Source organism: Halodesulfovibrio aestuarii DSM 17919 = ATCC 29578, assembly GCF_000384815.1.
In the GTDB taxonomy this organism is placed as follows: domain Bacteria; phylum Desulfobacterota; class Desulfovibrionia; order Desulfovibrionales; family Desulfovibrionaceae; genus Halodesulfovibrio; species Halodesulfovibrio aestuarii.
In genome coordinates this window covers 421,545-439,293 of sequence record NZ_ARQF01000021.1, presented here as the reverse complement: position 1 = coordinate 439,293, position 17,749 = coordinate 421,545, and the positions used below count along the sequence as shown (strand labels likewise).

The window sequence follows — 17,749 nt, the reverse complement described above, 5'->3', positions numbered from 1 at the left end:
TGAAAAAAAGATATTTTTTGCATTTTTTACTTGCATCTAACTCCAGATTTCCCTATCACAACTTTCGCGACGGAGAGTGGCGCAGGTTGGTAGCGCATCTGGTTTGGGACCAGAGGGTCGCAGGTTCGAATCCTGTCTCTCCGACCACGAATTTTAAGCTCACAGTAAATACTGTGAGCTTTTTTTGTGTGCTCTTCCACAACCATCACACAGCCTTCCGATGACAGCAGCACCAACGGACCATAATACATTCTTATATTTCCGCCATAAATGGTGAGCATAAAAAAAGGAGCTTCAGATTTCTCTGAAGCTCCTTTTCATTTTAGGAAGTATCTCCCCGCCGCAACTCGTGCAACGAAGTGTACTATTCTACAACGTATGCTTTAATGACTGCAATCTGTTCAACAGGAACGTCCTGATGGAAACCGAAGCTGCCAGTTTTTACGCCTTTCATTGCGTCGATAACTTCAGTACCTTCTACAACTTTACCGAATACTGCGTAGCCCCATCCGCTCACAGTTTTACCGGAGTGGTTAAGGAATGCGTTATCTTTAACGTTGATAAAGAACTGTGCAGTAGCAGAATCAGGATCCTGAGTACGTGCCATTGCAAGGGTGTATTTATCATTAGCAAGGCCATTGTCTGCTTCGTTTTTGATTGGCTCACGGGTTGGCTTCTGGTTCATGTCAGCGTCAAAACCGCCGCCCTGTACCATGAAGTTATCGATTACACGGTGGAAAATAGTACCATCGTAAAAACCGTCGCGAACGTACTGCTCGAAGTTTTTAGAGCTTTCAGGAGCTTTTTCTGTATCTAGTTCAACAACAAAGTTGCCCATTGTGGTTTCAAATTTAATCAAAACAGGTTCCCCTTTAGCCAGCGCAACGCTGGAGGTGAATGTTGCTAAAAGAAGCGCTACTGCGCCAAGTAAATGTAAAAGTCGCATGTGCACTCTCTCCATATTCTTTACATTAATTGCTGGTGCATTATCAAAAGCAGCTTTTATCCGCAATATTCCTATTACGAAATCGAAAATTGCAGATCATCAAAATCGCCGTCAGTCGTTACAACATCGATGACGACATGCTGCCCTTCTCGTAACTCACCACCAATAAGCTTGCGCGCAAGCGTAGTCTCTATCCTCTGCTGCAAATACCGCCGCAGAGGACGAGCACCGTACACAGGGTCGTACGCATTGTCTGCAATAAAATTGCGTGCAGCCTCGGTAAGTTCCAGCGTGATCTTACGACCTTCCAGCCGTCCACGCAACCTTCCAAGAAGAAGTTCAATAATTTCTTTAATCTGCTCACGCAACAGCGGCTTAAAGAGTACAGTTTCATCTACACGGTTCAAGAACTCCGGCCTGAAGTGCTTACGCAATTCCTGCATAACCATATCACGCACACCTTCTGCAAGATATCCGTCAGGAGAAATACCCTCAAGCAACAGTGGCGCACCAATGTTGGAGGTCATAATAATAATAGTGTTCTTAAAGTTAACAGTACGCCCCTGACTGTCCGTCAAGCGGCCATCATCCAGAATCTGTAACAACGTATTGAATACATCTGGATGTGCCTTCTCAACTTCATCAAAAAGCACAACACTATACGGCTTACGACGCACAGCCTCAGTAAGCTGTCCACCTTGATCATAACCAACATAGCCCGGAGGCGCACCGATAAGGCGTGCAACCGTATGTTTTTCCATGTACTCGCTCATATCGAGCCGTACAATGTTATCTTCAGAATCGAACAATGCTTCTGCCAGAGTCTTACACAACTCTGTTTTACCAACGCCGGTCGGCCCTAAGAAAATAAAAGAACCAATTGGACGGTTGGGATCTGAAAGCCCTGCGCGCGAACGAAGAACGGCTTCAGAAACAGCTTCTACAGCTTCATCCTGCCCAACAACGCGCTCATGCAGTTCAACAGGCAGACGCAAGAGTTTGTCACGTTCGGCTTCAACAAGGCGCGTTACGGGAATACCTGTCCAGCGTGCCACGATACCGGCAACATCTTCCGGACGAACTTCTTCTTTAAGCAGCCGCTCTTCAACGCTCTCTTCGTCCTGTTCTGGTTTCAGACGGTTTTCAAGATCATTCAACACAGAATATTTAAGCTGTGCTGCCGTATTTAAATCATAATTACGTTCAGCTTCTTCAATTTTGCGTTTTGTCTCTTCAATTTTCTCTTTCAATTCCCGTTGCGAATCGATTGCGCCCTTCTCTTTTTCCCATTTTGACATGAGATCTGCATGGCTGCCGCGCAACTCGGAAAGTTCATTTTCAAGCTTTTCCAAACGCTCCCGTGAGGCTTCGTCTGTTTCTTTTCGAAGTGCCTCACGCTCAATTTCAAGCTGCATAATCTTACGGTTAGCTTCATCCAGTTCCGCAGGCATTGAGTCTATTTCTGTCCGGATCATTGCCGCTGCTTCATCAATAAGGTCAATAGCCTTATCCGGCAGCTGGCGGTCTGCAATATATCTGTCGGACAACGTTACAGCTTCCACAATGGCGGAGTCACTAATACGCACACCGTGGTGCACCTCAAAACGTTCCTTCAAACCACGCAGAATAGAAATAGTATCTTCTAATGACGGTTGGTCTACAACAAGAGGCTGGAACCGGCGCTCAAGCGCAGGATCTTTTTCAATATACTTGCGATATTCATCAAGAGTGGTGGCACCAATGCAGTGCAGTTCACCACGGGCAAGCATAGGTTTGAGCAGGTTGCCCGCATCCATCGCGCCTTCTGTTTTGCCGGCGCCTACAATGGTATGCAGTTCATCGATGAACATTAAAATACGGCCTTGAGATTTTTCAACTTCTGCTAAAACCGCTTTAAGACGTTCTTCAAATTCACCACGATACTTGGCACCGGCAATCAGCGCACCCATATCAAGAGCAAACAGACTTTTGTCCTTCAGACTTTCAGGCACATCACCATTAAGGATGCGATGAGCCAACCCTTCAACAATAGCTGTCTTACCAACACCAGCCTCACCAATGAGTACCGGGTTATTTTTTGTACGACGGGAAAGAATACGGATGGTACGACGGATTTCAGAATCGCGTCCGATCACGGGATCAAGTTTTCCTCTGCGTGCTTCATCCACGAGGTCACGACCATACTTGATCAAGGCTTCATAGGTATCTTCCGGATTCTGTGATGTAACACGCTGTGCACCACGAACTTCGTTAAGAGACTTCAAAACCTCTTCGTAAGAAACGTTCATAGCCTTAACAACCGCCGCAACCGCAGGAGCCATAGGCGGTTCTAACGCGACACAAAATAAATGCTCAACGCTGACAAATTCATCTTTCATACGCTTTGCAAAATCCTGCGCACGCACCAGCAACTGGTTTAACTGCTGTGTCACCAGAATAGTGTCATGACTGGCACCGGGCCCGCTTACGGAAGGTCTTTTACGAACTTCTTTTTCCAACGCAGACCCAAAACGGGAAGGGTCTACATTCACGCGCTCTAAAATACGCCTAACAAGCCCCTGTTCCTGATCCACCAATGCAAGCACGAGGTGATCAACATCTACCTGCTGGTGTCCGAAACGAATTGCAATGTTTTGTGCCTCGCTAATGGCTGCCTGAGATTTTTCAGTAAACTGATTTAAATCCATATTGCACTCTCCGAATCATTGAACATTGTGAAATATCTAATCGTAGTTGCGGTATTATTCCACGCCAGACTCAAGCTCATGAACCTTGCGTTCCAACTCTTCAACTCGTTCAAGTAAATCAATAATTATTGAGCCGCCAGTTGCGGTTAAGCTGAAATCTTTACAAATACGAAGAAGCTTGCGGACACGGAACACATCTTTGCGAGTAAATAAGTAATATTCATTCGCAGCCTTCACAGGAATAATCCATTCCATCTCAAGCAACTCACCCAATTTAGATGGATGAATTCCGGTAAGCTCTAAAAATTGAGCCCACGCAATACGATCCGACTGAACGGGCAATTCTTCAGATATCGCTTGTAACTCTAGAATAGTACGTGACATTGCAAGCCTCCCGTATTTGCGAAGATATTATGTCATACTAAAAATCACGCGGGCTGAAGCTTTCAAACTCTTTTGCAAGCTCTTCCCACATTTCTTTCTGTTTATCTGTAGTAGATTCCGGAACAACAATCTTAATCCGTACAAACTGGTCACCTTTGTTTGAGGTGTTACCCAGCCCCTTTCCACGCAGGCGCAACTTACGACCGCTGCCGGTACCCGGCGCAATACGCAAGCTCACATTGCCATCTAACGTAGGCACGGTAACCTCTGCGCCCAGAGCTGCTTCCCAAGGAGAAAGAGGCAAATCGAGAAGAATATTCAGACCATCAAGAGTGAACCGATGATGCGGAGCAATAGTAACTTTAAGATACAAGTCTCCTGCGCCACCGCCAGCATATCCATGGTCACCCTGACCGGATAGACGAATCCGTGCGCCATCTTTTACACCGGCCGGAATATTCACTTCCAGTGATTTTGTGCCGCCGCCAGCATCTGAAAGTGTAATAGATTTACGACCGCCATGATATGCTTCTTCTAATGTTAAGGATAAAGAGGCCTCTACATCACGCCCACGCTGCGGACGGTTGGCATATCCGCCACCATGCCCGCCGAAGCCCTGAAAACCTCCTGCTCCTTGAAAGCCCCCGCCTCCGCCAAAGATAGTTTCAAAGAAGTCACTAAAGTCACCGCCGCCCTGGAAACCACCAAAATTCATATTCTGGTAGCCTCCACCGCCAAACTGCTGTCCCTGCTGCCAATTAGGGCCAAGTTGATCATACATGCGACGTTTTTCAGGATCTTTCAGCACCTCATTCGCTTCGTTGACTTCTTTAAATTTCTTCTCAGCTTCACTATCATTAGGGTTCAGGTCAGGGTGGTACTTGCGCGCAAGCTTTTTAAACGCACGAGAAATCTCATCTTTCCCTGCGGTCTTTGAAACACCTAAAATTTTATAATAATCTTTATACTCAACAGACATGATCACCCCTATCTATATAAAAATACGTATTTTTTATGGATATCAAATTCGATATGGGCGCCGTGCACACCGGTTTAGTATTACTCAAACCCGGTACGGGGACTCTTATATTTTCCCCACGGCGCAACAGGTACATATATAAAGCTACCGTTACCCAGCGTCCTGAAAACAACAGCCATTTTCTATATGTTGAACAAATAGATACAACACTACAATAGGTTCAAGATTGTTCGAGTCAACCCCATACCTCTGCAATATTGGCAATAAAAAACAGCACATTGTCCTGAAAAGCATCTCAGGAAACGTGCTGTTTCATAATAACTTATTTATTTTTCGAACAAAACACTATGCACAGATAGTTTTTGCAGCGGCAATAAAGCTATCCACTTCCTGCTCTGTCGTATTAAATGAACAAACAAGACGAACTTCGTGTGTTGATTCATCCCACTCATAAAATGCGAATTGTTTATGCAATGCCTTCTGATGCCCCGGGCTGATAATCGCAAACACAGAGTTTACATCAACCTTATTGCACACTTTCACACCGGGAACATCAGCAAGACCTTCTGCAAGACGTTTTGCCATCGCATTAGAGTGTCGTGCTGTTTCGAGCCACAAACCGTCACGTAACAATTCTTTAAATTGGCAGGAAGCAAAGCGCATTTTAGAAAGCAGCTGAAGATTCTGCTTACGCAGATACTCAAAGCCCTCTGCAAGCGCTGGATCAAAAAAGACAACGGCTTCGCCGAACATCATACCATTTTTTGTACCACCAAAAGAAAGTACATGAACACCGGCATCGCGAGTAAATGAAGCAACATCCACATTAAGCGCAGCGGCTGCGTTTGCAATTCGTGCGCCGTCCATGTGCAAGAACATGTCGTGTTCACGGGCAAATTCACCCAATGCTTTTACTTCCTCGGGAGTATATACAGCACCATACTCTGTGGACTGCGTAATGGAAATAACTTTAGGCTGACTATGATGCACAACCCCCTTTGCAAAAAGCAACTGTTCCACATCACTCGGAGTCAGTTTACCATCATTTGACTCCACAGTAAGAAGCTTACTACCAAGTACATTCTCAGGAGCACCTGTCTCATCAACATTAATATGCGCCATAGCTGAACACACAACGGCATGATACGGTCTCATAAGTGCAGCCAGTCCAAGTACATTAGCACCCGTGCCGTTAACCATTATATATGAAGCAACATTGTCGCCAAATAATGCCTTGAATGCGGCATCTGCATCCGCAGTATATGTATCGTCACCGTATGCACAGGCACAGCCTTCGTTTGCGGCGGCAAGAGCCTGCATAATACGCGGATGCACTCCGGAATAATTATCACTGGCAAAGTTAATCACGACCTAGCTCCTTTAGCGCTATATGACACGAAGAACAGCCGCCTCCTCTTAGAAGCGGCTTAGTAAAATTTTGTTACCGACTCATTCGCTACTGAAAAGCAATCATCGCTACAAATTTAAGTATAAGCTTAACGTTTTTTCAAGGAAATGCTGTCCGGAAAGCTTTGCGATTTCTTTCTGCTGCAAATCAAAAATACGCTGAAGATACGTATTATCGTTAGCAGCTCGCTCAAGTTTGTCTGCTAACGCATCAACGCTTCCTGCTTCAAACATAGCTTCTTCATCCATAAAGTCCGGCATCACGCCCACGCCTGTTGAAATAAGCGGACGCTTACACGCCATGATTTCAAAGGCTGCCCGTGCTATCGTCTCAGACCATTTGGAAGCAACAACACCTAAATCCATTGCAGAAATAGCAGCAGAAACATCAGGGACTTTACCCGTAATGCAGGTAATCTCTCCTATATTATTGGCAGTAATCCATGACTCAACTTCGTCCTGAGACGTCGCTGTCTCAAACCCGAGCAACATAAGGCGAAGCTGCTTCATTCCTTTCTCATTATAAAGCTTTCCGACGGCTTCAATAAGCTCTTTCTGCCCCTTCACTTCATCAAAACGACCGAGCATAGAAACCACAAAATGTGATTCATCATAGCCAAGCTTTTCACGAAATGCAGTACGCCCTATGTGATTAAACACAAACTTTTCTGTATCAACCCCACCTAAAATAGTGGATAGTTTATGTTCCGGCACATGCAATTTGGAAATAAAATGATTTGCCATCACGCTATTTGTGGCAACAACAGCATCGGCAACGTTGGTGTGCAACCAGCGATTCGGAAGATTATTTTTAGGAAGACGCTGATCTCCCCTTGTACGTACAAGTTTAAATGATCCAAGACTCTTGCGTAATAATCCCCAAAGAATAAAACCTTCACCCCGATGACAATTAACTATATCCGGAGTAAATTGTTTAATAAGCTTGTACAGTTGTACATAGGCACGCACCAGTTTAAACGGATTTGAAGAATTCAAATCAAAATGCAAGGGAGTAAATCCCCATTCTTTAGCTTTAGCGTCAGCCTCTGTATCCGGTTCTGTAATGACCAGTGTCTCGTGGCCTGCCTCGCGCAGCAAGCGGGCAAGGTATAGTCCGTACCAGGCCGTAGCATTAAACCAACGGACATTAATGATCTGTATCGTTTTCATGTGTGGACTCATGACAGCAACACGCCCAGAAAGCAAGTGTACTGTTTTTTTCATAATTATTAAGGCTGCTCAGACCAATGACACCTTGCGCACTGCTCCGTCAACAGGTCCCTAAAGATATTGTTAGCGCAGCCACACTGCGGAAAATTATAAAATCCTGCCGGCAAAATTACCCGAGTAGACTCATTCCCAAAAACAGGCTACCACACGGGCAGATTATGCACATTAACTTTCCCGCAAGCATGCGGCTAGAACGTATATGACAAACACATCCGTGACGAAAACATTGGACTTTGATGACATTCAACTTGCGAACGCCCTCTTTGGGCCGCAAAACAAACACCTCAGGCTTATTACCAAGCAAAGTGGTGTTCAGTTGGATACTAAAGGCACGACTCTTTCTGCCGTATCATCCAATCCAGATGCACTGCAAACGGTTCTTAACCTCATCACACAGCTATACGGCCTGCTCAAGGCAGGTAACACAGTATACTCTAAAGATATTACATATGCCTACGGTATGCTGCAGCGCGAACCAAACATAAATTTAGCAAAACTGTTTAAAGAATCTGTTTTTGTTGTTTCTCCTAAAAAAACTATCGCTCCCAAAACATTAAGCCAACGTGATTATCTGGCTGCATTACGTGAGAACGAAATGGTGTTTGCAATAGGTCCTGCCGGAACAGGTAAAACATATCTGGCTGTTGCAATGGCATTATCAATGCTTCTCACCAAAAAAGTGCAAAAAATCATCCTCACGAGACCAGCGGTTGAGGCGGGTGAGAAATTAGGATTTTTGCCCGGGGACCTTGTGGAAAAAGTCGACCCGTATTTACGCCCTCTCTACGATGCCCTGCATGACATGCTGGATTCAGAGAAAGTTGCCCAAATGATTGAGACCGGAGTAATCGAAATAGCTCCATTAGCATTCATGCGAGGCCGTACGCTTAATAACGCATTCGTTATATTGGATGAAGCGCAAAATACTACCCCTGAACAAATGAAAATGTTTTTAACACGTATGGGATACGGTTCCCGCATGGTAGTTACTGGAGATGTAACACAAATTGACTTACCGGTATGTGGCCAACCGCACATACACCGCTCCGGTCTTATTGAGGCGCAAAGGGTCTTGACAAATATCAGCGGAATCCGTTTTTTACATTTTCACCAAGATGACGTTGTCCGTCATCCTCTGGTTGCTAAAGTTGTAAATGCCTATGAGCGTTATACAACAGAACTGACAAACAAAGATTAACCGAGCAGGCTATGACTTCTAAAAGTAAAGCGCGCGGTTCAGGACAAAAAGCATCTTCCAAGATGCGTAATGCCATTTCGTCATTCCCGAGCCTTGGCATTTTTGTATTCCTTATTGCCCTGATCAGCCTTGCAATTCTTAGCGGAACAAACCTACGCCCTCCTCTGCCCTTGTACGTTGCAGGGGACGTTGCAGCACAAGATGTGCTCGCGACCCAAAACCTACTCTTTGAAGATACCAGTTCCACACTCGCCAAACGCAGAGAAGTTGCGGCACTACAACCGCCAATTTATGACCTCGATCGATCTCCTATCTCAAAGATCCAAGACAAATTCCGAGTGATTTTTGATCTGATTAACTCCCCGATGGCTTCTACAAGTGAGGAAGACTCTATCCGCTGGCAAATTGAGGAGCTTCTCAATGTTGAAGTATCCCGCAAGACGTACCACCACTGGAAAGAAGAGAGCTTCCAAACTATTTTCTATACACAGGCCCTGCCCTACATTGTAGACAAACTTAACAAAGGTATTGTGGCAGACCGCACACTCTTACTACAAAACAGAAACGGATACCTTGTCCGCGATCTTGCGCAAAACAACGAAACTCTCCACTCAGTTGCTTTTCGGGTTGATGATATTTCAACCACCAAAAAAGGATTGCTAAAAGAGCTGCGCAAAAAGGGCAAAGCACCGCTGCGCACACGCAATGCGGTTCTCACTCTTGTATCCCCGGTGCTCACTCCAACAATCACTCCTAACAGGGTAGAAACACAGTTGCGAGAGCAATTAGCCGTGGATGCAGTTGATCCTGTCTATTACAGCATTAAAAAAGGGGAGAGCATTGTCCGTAAAGGTGAACGCGTCACCTTACCTATCCAAATAAAACTACAGGCACTTTTGGCACATAAGAACCAACGTTTCTTCCCATACCAGATGCTGGGTGTATTTATAACCACTCTCCTGCTCGGTGGAGGACTGGCCTTCGAACGCAGAGGCCGTAGGTTTTGTTCATTACGTGACGAAGACCTCCTGCTCACGACACTGCTTATTATTTTATTTGCTGGCGGAGCTAAGGCTTTCACTCTCCTGCAAGGAAATCTTGACGGAGCTCAACACGCCGTTGATATTCTGCCGATCCTCTATCCTGTCCCCGGAGCACTGGGGTTGGTCGGACTCATTTTCGGAATCAGACGATGCAGCGTTATCGCGCTTATTACCAGTTTCCTCTGTACTGTTATGATGGGGGGAACTATTGAGCTCTTCCTGTTCTACTTTATTGGCGGAATGCTAAACGTCTGGCTGGTACAACACGCAGAAAGCCGCAAGGATATCGCCGCCAGCGGACTTCCACTCATGGTTGGATTACTCGTTACATGGGTTGGTCTAGCCCTCTACCAGCAGCTGGACATGAAAACTGTCGCTGTCGGGTCTGCCTTTGCCGCTGCAAACGGATTAATTTCCCTACTGGTTGTCTTTGCCTTCAGCCCAATTATTGAACTGATTTTTAATTACACGACAAGATTTAAGCTGATGGAATTGATGAACCTTGAGCAGCCCTTGCTTCAGGAACTTATGATGAATGCCCCGGGTACATATCATCACTCTCTCATCCTCTCTAACCTTGTAGAGGCCGGTGCTAAATCTATTGGTGCGAACAGTCTGCTCTGTAAAGTGGCTGCATTATATCATGACATCGGCAAGCTGGTTAAACCGCAATACTTCATTGAAAATCAGGGACGGGCAAAAAACCCACACGACAAACTTACTCCTGCCATGAGTACCCTCATTCTTGTTTCTCACGTTAAAAAAGGGGTTGGACTTGCCCGTAAGTACCGCCTTGGCCACGAAATTGAGGATATTATTCAACAGCATCACGGCACTTCTGTTATCCGTTATTTTTACACAAAAGCGGCAGAGCAGGATGAAAGTCTGTGCAAAGATGACTTCCGTTACCCCGGTCCTAAACCTAAAAGCAGAGAAGCTGCTATCGTTATGCTGGCTGACGCCGTTGAGGCCTCAAGCCGCGTGCTTGCTGACCCTACTCCAAGTCGCTTACGCGGACATATCGAGTCTATCACCAAGGGAATTTTCTCTGAGGGGCAATTGGATGACTCCGAGTTAACATTTTCCGATCTGACTAAAGTCGGTGAAAGCTTCCATCGAGTTCTTACCGGAATTTTCCATCGGAGGATTGAATACCCGGAGGAGCAACGTGCGGGATGCATAAAAAATAATGAAGAAAAAAAAGGGTACCACGAAAGGTCTGAGAAACTTAAAAAAGGACCTGCTCCAGAAGCAGCGTAGAATATATGATTACAGTAAAAAAAAGCCAGTCTGTTGACTGGCTTCTTCCCTTTTCATGCACTGAACTTACTCGTGTAATGAATGCTATGCTTTCCGCCATCGGACATGAAGGAAAAGATGTTGAAATCAACTTGGTGGATGACGCCACCGTTGCAGATTTAAACTCATCCTTCCTCCAATGTGATGGCCCGACTAACATTCTGTCATTCCCTTCAACAGAAGATGGCAGCGCACAAAACATAGGGTGGCTTGCCCTGTCTATGGATACGCTGGAGCGAGAATGTTTTTTGTATGGACAAGACAGGACAGAACATGCACTGCGCCTTATTGCCCACGGGATGCTGCACTTGGCAGGTTACGATCATGGAGAAGAAATGTTTGCGCTAACCGACGTCGCTGTCAATGCAGGGCTTGCTGCTACCAGATAGACTTATTACAGAGTATGTTGCCGTTACTATCAACGACACACTATTTTTCTATCAATTTTCTAGAATTATACGCAACATACAGCCTGCAAAAACTAACACCATGCAACTTATACTGCATGGTGTTTTTATTTAATACAACTAAAAGGCATGCAAAACCCAAGTCAACTGGGGCTTTCTCGCTATAAACACATTTATTCTTATCAAGAAGGTTCATTAGATACACTACTATCGGTTAGTATACACAGTTTAATACAAAAGAGTATTGCCCAATATTGTTTCTACTGTATAGTAGAACACTCGCACACTACACTTTTTACCTATACGGGCAATAATGAAAAACTGTGCATACTTAATCCTTTCGCTCGCTGCTATGACATTCATCATGCAGCACCAGCATGAGATTCGCCAGCTTAGGCAATTGATTGAAACTCAGAATCAATCAATTCATGCCATGCAAGTTGTGCTGCGCAACAACTCCATTCAGGCAGAGCTTGCCCTTGAGCTCGGGCGTAGTACACGCCAGTCATTACATGACTCACGCGCCAAACGAATTGTGAAAGTAACTGCATACAGCCCTCGCAGCGCAGAGACTGATTCCACTCCGTTCATTACTGCGTACAACACCAAAGTTCGTCCAGGCATCATCGCGGTTTCACGTGATCTTTTTGCCAAGGGCTGGACCTTTGGTAAAAAAGTATACATTAAGTCCTTAGGAATCTTTACCATTGAGGATCTTATGGCAAAGCGTAAAAAGAACCAACTAGACGTGTTCATTCCTGAAACAACAAAGGCACTCACCTTTGGCAGAAGAAATCTTGAAGCCTACTTACTCGCACCTACACCAGTACCAGAAGAAACTTACACACAACTCTACCATCCTCCTCACAAAAGTGTTCTTCTTGCTACCGAAGATATATGCAGACGCACGACCCACCCCACGTTCACACGCCCAAATTGAACGCACTGGGGATACCAAACAAAACGCCTCTGGAAGCGCTTCCAGAGGCGTTTTGTTTACACAAAAACTAAATAATAAAATGAACTATTTTTCACTTAAGACCATATCCGATTTCAATATCAACTTTTCTTTGCAATAAGGGCAGGTTATATCGATAACACGTCCCTCTCCGCTAATAGCTCGGATCCTGCATCGAAATACCTTATTACAATAGGGGCATCGAACCTTTTTTTCCATAAAAATAACTCCTCTGTCCCCCCTCCCATATCCTACAGTATATAGGAACAATCTTGGATGCAACTCTAAAACGAAAACCATAGATATGAACCAGCGTTGATAACAAAAGGATCCCCCCTCCCCGGCAGTGTTCCTTGACCTTATGCATGCCAAGAACTAAACAAGTCCTGCATTAATTATTTTTCACCCACGAGCACTGCATGAACTTCCCCCTTAAAGACAAAAACTTACTCTTAATCTTCGGCATCACCCTCTTTGTTGTTATGGGTGTTTCAAGCATCCTTCCCGTATTACCTAGTGCTGGCCGTTCCTTACACATACCGGCAGAAAAAATTGGATTAATCCTCACAAGTTTCACTCTTCCCGGTATTTTTCTTACACCATTCGCCGGAATTATCGCAGACAGATATGGCAGAAAACCGGTACTCATTCCGGCACTCATTATCTTTGGACTTGCAGGTTTTTCTTGTTCATTAACTACAAACTTCAAGACCATTCTTTTCCTTCGAGTGTTGCAGGGCATAGGGGTGGCGCCGATCAGCCTGCTCTACGGAACCATTGTAGGTGATCTGTACTCCGGGAAAAAACGCCTCGAAGTAATGGGCTACAGCGCTACGGTGCTCAGTCTCGGCACTGCAATTTTTCCTTTCATTGGTGGACTGCTTGGTGAAATCGGCTGGCAATACCCTTTCATGCTCCCAATATTAGCCCTCCCGCTTGCGGCCTTGTGCGCCATATATTTAGATATCCCGAATCCAAAATCAAACGAGACTGTCGCCAGCTATTTAAAAAAGACTGCACTGATTGTTTCTTCAAAAGAAGCGCTAATCCTCTTTGGAATGACGCTTTGCACCTTCACAATCCTCTACGGCCCTATCATCACATATGTACCGATACTTTCGGATACGGTATTTCATGCAAGCCCATCCCGCATCGGTTTCCTGTTCGGAATTTCTTCACTATTCACAGGGGCTGCAGCATCACAGTTGGGACGCTTACGTAAGACTGTATCTGTACGCACTATGTTGTGCTTCGCTGCAATTTTTTTCTGCGCAGCAATGGTAACAATGCCTATTCCTCATACATTCTGGCTCCTAGCCATTCCAATTAGCTTCTTCGGCATGGGACAAGGCTTATCTTTCCCGAACCTCGCTGCAAAGCTTACCGGCATCGCAACTATTGAAAAACGCGCCGCGGTAATGGCTGTAAACGGCACCGTACTCCGAATTGCACAAACCATAGGGCCACCACTATTTTCTATCCCTCTTCTTTTAGGCGGAATATCTGCCGTCTTTTACACAGCAATATCTATTGGGGTAGCAATGTTTGTTCTGGCATTGAACTGTCCTTCAGACGATCAAACAGAAAACTAATACTACGGTATGAACCTGTGCTTTGCCGTAGCGACAAAACACCACAATAAAAAAAGCCCCTGTGAACATGTGTCACAGGGGCTTTTTTATTTCGCTAACTCTTATTGCTTTCAAGCTGAATAATCGCTCTGCAAAAAGCTGGAAGATCATCCGGTACTCTACTGCTGATGAGATTTCGATCCACAACAACAGGTTCATTTACCCACTTAGCTCCGGCATTTTCAAGGTCATCCGTAATACCGCGTGTAGAGGTGCACGTGTATCCCTTTACAATACCGGCAGAGATTGGAATCCAACCTGCATGGCAAATAAACGCAATGGTTTTTCCTTGCTGATGCATTGCCCGGGTAATATTTTTTACATCCATATTACGGCGTAATTTATCCGGGGCAAAGCCACCCGCAATAACCAGAATATCAAAATTATCTGGATTCACATCTGAAAGTAAAATATCTGCCTTTGCTGGGTATCCATGATACCCCTTGTATACCGTGTTTGTATCTACCCCAGCAAGAACCACTGCTGCGCCTTCTTCTATAAGACGCAACTTAGGATACATGAGCTCAAGGTCTTCGAAAAGATTTCCTACAAACATTAATACTTTTTTTCCATCCAATAAGCCCATTTTGCGCCTCCTGCTTTACTACTTACTCTACCACGCAGAAGGATTAATTCTGTTATTACCTCTCTTGCAGAACATAAAAAAGCGCACAGGGCTGTGCCCTGTGCGCTTAAAATTACGAATGGTGAATAAGGACTATTCAACCCAGTCAAAAGTACGCGTAATCGCTTTCTTCCAACCAGCATAACCTTTTTCACGTTCTTCTTTGCTGAATTGTGGTTCCCATGTTTTGTCGACAGCCCAGTTAGAGCGAAGGTCTTCAATACCGGACCAGTAACCTACTGCAAGGCCTGCAGCGTATGCAGCACCAAGGCAAGTTGTTTCTGTAACCTGAGGACGGATAACAGGTACGCACAGACAATCAGACTGGAACTGCATAAGCAGTTCGTTCATTACCATACCACCATCAACTTTGAGGGTAGTAAGATCAACACCGGAATCTTTGTTCATTGCTTCGAGAACGTCACGGGTCTGATATGCAACAGACTCAAGACAAGCACGTGCAATATGACCTTTGTTCGCGAAACGGGTAAGACCTGCGATTACGCCGCGAGCGTCGGAGCGCCAGTACGGAGCAAACAAGCCCTGGAATGCAGGGACAACATAAACGTCGCCATTGTCTTCCACAGACTTAGCAAGTTCTTCAACTTCAGGTGCTGAATTAATGAGGTTAAGGTTATCACGCAGCCACTGAATAAGAGCACCTGCGATTGCAATGGAGCCTTCCAGACAATACACGGTTTCTTCCTTACCGAATTTGTAGCCAACGGTAGTAAGAAGACCCTGTTTGGATTGGATAGGCTTTGTGCCGGTATTAAGAAGCATAAAGCAACCAGTACCGTAGGTATTTTTCGCTTCACCAGTATCAAAGCAAGCCTGTCCAACAAGCGCTGCCTGCTGGTCACCTAACGCGCCACACACAGGAACGCGTGCGCCGAGAGGACCATGTTCTTCAGTAGTACCCCAAGTATCATCGTCAGAAGAAGATACGATACGAGGAAGAGCTGCCTCAGGAACATCCATGATCTCAAGGATTTCTTTATCCCATTCGAGACTAGCAAGGTCCATAAGCATAGTACGGGAAGCGTTGGATACGTCAGTTACATGTGCGCCGCCTTTTGCGCCGCCAGTAAGGTTCCAGATAATCCAGGTTTCCATGGTGCCGATAAGAGCATCGCCTTTACGTGCAGCAGCTCTCACGCCCGGTACATTATCCATGATCCATTTCATTTTAGGACCAGAGAAGTAAGTAGCAATCGGGAGACCGGTTTTTTCACGGAAACGATCCTGTCCACCTTCAGCCATCAATTCTTTGCAAATCTTGTCAGTACGGGTGCACTGCCAAACGATTGCGTTGTAGTATGGCTTACCAGTTTGTCGATCCCAGATAACAGTAGTTTCACGCTGGTTAGTAATACCAATCGCAGCGATATCAGAACCGCTAATGCCGGATTTCTTTAAAGCGCCTTTAATAACTTCCTGAGTATTTGCCCAAATTTCCATCGGGTTATGCTCTACCCAGCCTGGTTTAGGGAAAATCTGCTCATGTTCTTTCTGATCCATGCCGACAATACGGCCTTTTTTATCAAAAATAATGAAACGTGAGCTAGTAGTTCCCTGGTCAACAGCGCCAATGTACTTAGACATAGTGATCCTCCACTTTTAGGGTAAGGCTAACAATAATACTGATTAATACTTAAACAGTAAGCCTACTGCTGAGCTACAAATGCTTCAACAGCACGAAGCGAACTAGCAACCGCAATGCCAGTTCCACACTTCATTCGCATCCAATCCTGATGAGCTAACAGAGAGCCGACAGCGTATACACGCTCATGTACAACTTTTCCGTTTTCATCAACTGGGCGGAATGAAGAATCGACCTCAACTCCTGCGGAACTAACTTTATGTCCGCGAGGATCAAGAAGGTCTGTACGATGCCACTCTTCACGATCAGCTGGCTGAGATACTGGCAGCCCCATCACAGTCTCCACAATGTGATGTCTGTCAGCGTACAGTCCGCCGCCGAGGAAACGACCGGTGGCAAGCACAACGCCTTTGGCAACTACTTTTTCCGTTGGCGCTTGTACACCGAAGGTCACTTCATAGCGACCATCGTCGAGTGGGGTTATGGAAAATACCTTATGTTGTAACTTTAAATCAACACCTAAGGTACTAATTCTTCCTTCAAAAAGGCTCTTTAAGCGCATACCCGGAACCGAAGCCGGTAACGTCGGGAGTTCGAAAACTTTTACGCCAAGCTCTTTTTCCATTTCTTCCAGAATCTCACCTGTAGTATAGATACCCAGAATAGCAGGTACACCAACAGCCTCTACACCGTTAAGGTGAGGCTTAATAAGAGCGTACAGTTTTTCGCGGGTTTCTTTAAGTTCCATGGACTGTGCCATGATACCGGTAAGAATAGGCTTCATAGATGCAGAGTCCGGGAACTCAAGACGCATTGTTTTCAGGTTAGACCACTTCTCACCAATAGTGGTGGCAACCTGTTTTGCGCTGAATTCACGAAGGCCTTCAAAGTCAATCAACAAAGCCGGAGCATTGTTTTTGAAAGCTTCTACACCTGCCCACATAGTAGCTGGAACAGCCCATGTGGTTTTTTCTGTGCCGATTGGGGTAAGAACCTTGCTATTAGCGTCTTTCTCCATACGGTACTCAAGACCGAATTCAGAAAGAAAGTCGAACAGTTCGCCATATGCTTTTTCCACATCTTCACGGGACACATGCGCGTAAGGATGATTAGGCATATCAGCAGAAACTGCCGCCATTGCTTCCCAAGGATTTTCCCAAAGCTTTTTTTCCGCCACAGGATGAACGGCCATCACATCAAATAAGCCGCTGGAAAACACGATTTCACCGGTGCTGCCTGCCTGCGAAACAGACAGTCCGCGCTTTGCTGCGTAAACAGCAGCGGACATTCCAGCAATACCGGTACCTACTACAAAAAGATCACGTTCAGTGACTGGCAAGTTGCTCATATCA

Annotated in this window: 14 protein-coding genes and 1 tRNA gene; 6 read left to right on the top strand and 9 right to left on the bottom strand. The window is 45.4% G+C overall.

Annotation, left to right across the window (positions count from 1 at the left end; genetic code table 11):
* Positions 1-70 precede the first annotated feature (70 nt).
* A tRNA-Pro gene (locus F461_RS0112720) sits at positions 71-147 on the top strand.
* A gap of 217 nt (positions 148-364) precedes the next feature.
* On the opposite strand, the gene F461_RS0112715 is transcribed toward F461_RS0112720, so the two are convergent.
* The 6 genes from F461_RS0112715 to F461_RS0112690 form a co-directional block, all read right to left on the bottom strand.
* Complete coding sequence (locus F461_RS0112715) at positions 365-946, bottom strand: peptidylprolyl isomerase (protein ID WP_020001545.1); 582 nt, start codon at positions 944-946, stop codon at positions 365-367.
* A 74-nt stretch (positions 947-1,020) separates the two neighbouring features.
* Positions 1,021-3,633, bottom strand: coding sequence for an ATP-dependent chaperone ClpB (gene clpB / locus F461_RS0112710; protein ID WP_020001544.1), 2,613 nt, complete (start codon positions 3,631-3,633; stop codon positions 1,021-1,023).
* 54 nt (positions 3,634-3,687) lie between these two features.
* On the bottom strand, positions 3,688-4,017 hold the full coding sequence (locus F461_RS0112705; RefSeq protein ID WP_020001543.1) for a chaperone modulator CbpM: 330 nt from the start codon (positions 4,015-4,017) through the stop codon (positions 3,688-3,690).
* A gap of 37 nt (positions 4,018-4,054) precedes the next feature.
* Positions 4,055-4,996 carry a DnaJ C-terminal domain-containing protein gene (locus F461_RS0112700; RefSeq protein ID WP_020001542.1) on the bottom strand — a complete coding sequence of 314 codons (942 nt, stop codon included), beginning with the start codon at positions 4,994-4,996 and terminating at the stop codon, positions 4,055-4,057.
* Positions 4,997-5,341: 345 nt separating this feature from the next.
* Positions 5,342-6,364 (bottom strand): threonine aldolase family protein, encoded by a 1,023-nt coding sequence (locus tag F461_RS0112695; protein ID WP_020001541.1) that lies wholly within the window; start codon positions 6,362-6,364, stop codon positions 5,342-5,344.
* 108 nt (positions 6,365-6,472) lie between these two features.
* Positions 6,473-7,573 carry a glycosyltransferase gene (locus tag F461_RS0112690; RefSeq protein WP_026364758.1) on the bottom strand — a complete coding sequence of 367 codons (1,101 nt, stop codon included), beginning with the start codon at positions 7,571-7,573 and terminating at the stop codon, positions 6,473-6,475.
* A gap of 259 nt (positions 7,574-7,832) precedes the next feature.
* Between F461_RS0112690 and F461_RS0112685 the strand changes: the two genes are divergently transcribed.
* The 5 genes from F461_RS0112685 to F461_RS0112665 all read left to right on the top strand — a co-directional run bounded on the left by F461_RS0112685 (position 7,833) and on the right by F461_RS0112665 (position 14,130).
* A complete protein-coding gene (locus F461_RS0112685; RefSeq protein ID WP_020001539.1) occupies positions 7,833-8,831 on the top strand; it encodes a PhoH family protein in 999 nt (332 codons plus the stop codon).
* An 11-nt stretch (positions 8,832-8,842) separates the two neighbouring features.
* Entirely contained in the window at positions 8,843-11,134 is a 2,292-nt protein-coding gene (locus F461_RS0112680) for an HD family phosphohydrolase (protein WP_020001538.1), read from the top strand.
* A 5-nt stretch (positions 11,135-11,139) separates the two neighbouring features.
* On the top strand, positions 11,140-11,562 hold the full coding sequence (ybeY, locus tag F461_RS0112675) for an rRNA maturation RNase YbeY (protein WP_020001537.1): 423 nt from the start codon (positions 11,140-11,142) through the stop codon (positions 11,560-11,562).
* Between the two features lie 331 nt (positions 11,563-11,893).
* On the top strand, positions 11,894-12,520 hold the full coding sequence (locus F461_RS18750; protein WP_020001536.1) for a 3D domain-containing protein: 627 nt from the start codon (positions 11,894-11,896) through the stop codon (positions 12,518-12,520).
* A gap of 437 nt (positions 12,521-12,957) precedes the next feature.
* Entirely contained in the window at positions 12,958-14,130 is a 1,173-nt protein-coding gene (locus F461_RS0112665; protein WP_020001535.1) for an MFS transporter, read from the top strand.
* Between the two features lie 94 nt (positions 14,131-14,224).
* Here F461_RS0112665 and F461_RS0112660 read toward each other — a convergent pair whose 3' ends face one another.
* From F461_RS0112660 to glpB, 3 genes are all read right to left on the bottom strand, one after another.
* Positions 14,225-14,755: a type 1 glutamine amidotransferase domain-containing protein gene (locus F461_RS0112660; RefSeq protein ID WP_020001534.1), complete on the bottom strand. Its 531-nt coding sequence runs from the start codon at positions 14,753-14,755 to the stop codon at positions 14,225-14,227.
* Positions 14,756-14,887: 132 nt separating this feature from the next.
* Positions 14,888-16,399, bottom strand: coding sequence for a glycerol kinase GlpK (gene glpK, locus F461_RS0112655; RefSeq protein WP_020001533.1), 1,512 nt, complete (start codon positions 16,397-16,399; stop codon positions 14,888-14,890).
* A 62-nt stretch (positions 16,400-16,461) separates the two neighbouring features.
* On the bottom strand, positions 16,462-17,745 hold the full coding sequence (gene glpB, locus F461_RS0112650; protein WP_020001532.1) for a glycerol-3-phosphate dehydrogenase subunit GlpB: 1,284 nt from the start codon (positions 17,743-17,745) through the stop codon (positions 16,462-16,464).
* Positions 17,746-17,749: the final 4 nt, after the last annotated feature.

Excerpts from the sequence above, each read along its gene's own strand:
- glpB (WP_020001532.1), bottom strand. The coding sequence starts at position 17,745 with ATGAGCAACTTGCCAGTCACTGAACGTGATCTTTTTGTAGTAGGTACC.
- ybeY (WP_020001537.1), top strand. The coding sequence starts at position 11,140 with ATGATTACAGTAAAAAAAAGCCAGTCTGTTGACTGGCTTCTTCCCTTT.
- F461_RS0112700 (WP_020001542.1), bottom strand. The coding sequence starts at position 4,996 with ATGTCTGTTGAGTATAAAGATTATTATAAAATTTTAGGTGTTTCAAAG.
- glpK (WP_020001533.1), bottom strand. The coding sequence starts at position 16,399 with ATGTCTAAGTACATTGGCGCTGTTGACCAGGGAACTACTAGCTCACGT.
- clpB (WP_020001544.1), bottom strand. The coding sequence starts at position 3,633 with ATGGATTTAAATCAGTTTACTGAAAAATCTCAGGCAGCCATTAGCGAG.
- F461_RS0112705 (WP_020001543.1), bottom strand. The coding sequence starts at position 4,017 with ATGTCACGTACTATTCTAGAGTTACAAGCGATATCTGAAGAATTGCCC.
- F461_RS18750 (WP_020001536.1), top strand. The coding sequence starts at position 11,894 with ATGAAAAACTGTGCATACTTAATCCTTTCGCTCGCTGCTATGACATTC.
- F461_RS0112690 (WP_026364758.1), bottom strand. The coding sequence starts at position 7,573 with ATGAAAACGATACAGATCATTAATGTCCGTTGGTTTAATGCTACGGCC.
- F461_RS0112715 (WP_020001545.1), bottom strand. The coding sequence starts at position 946 with ATGCGACTTTTACATTTACTTGGCGCAGTAGCGCTTCTTTTAGCAACA.
- F461_RS0112685 (WP_020001539.1), top strand. The coding sequence starts at position 7,833 with ATGACAAACACATCCGTGACGAAAACATTGGACTTTGATGACATTCAA.
- F461_RS0112660 (WP_020001534.1), bottom strand. The coding sequence starts at position 14,755 with ATGGGCTTATTGGATGGAAAAAAAGTATTAATGTTTGTAGGAAATCTT.
- F461_RS0112680 (WP_020001538.1), top strand. The coding sequence starts at position 8,843 with ATGACTTCTAAAAGTAAAGCGCGCGGTTCAGGACAAAAAGCATCTTCC.
- F461_RS0112665 (WP_020001535.1), top strand. The coding sequence starts at position 12,958 with ATGAACTTCCCCCTTAAAGACAAAAACTTACTCTTAATCTTCGGCATC.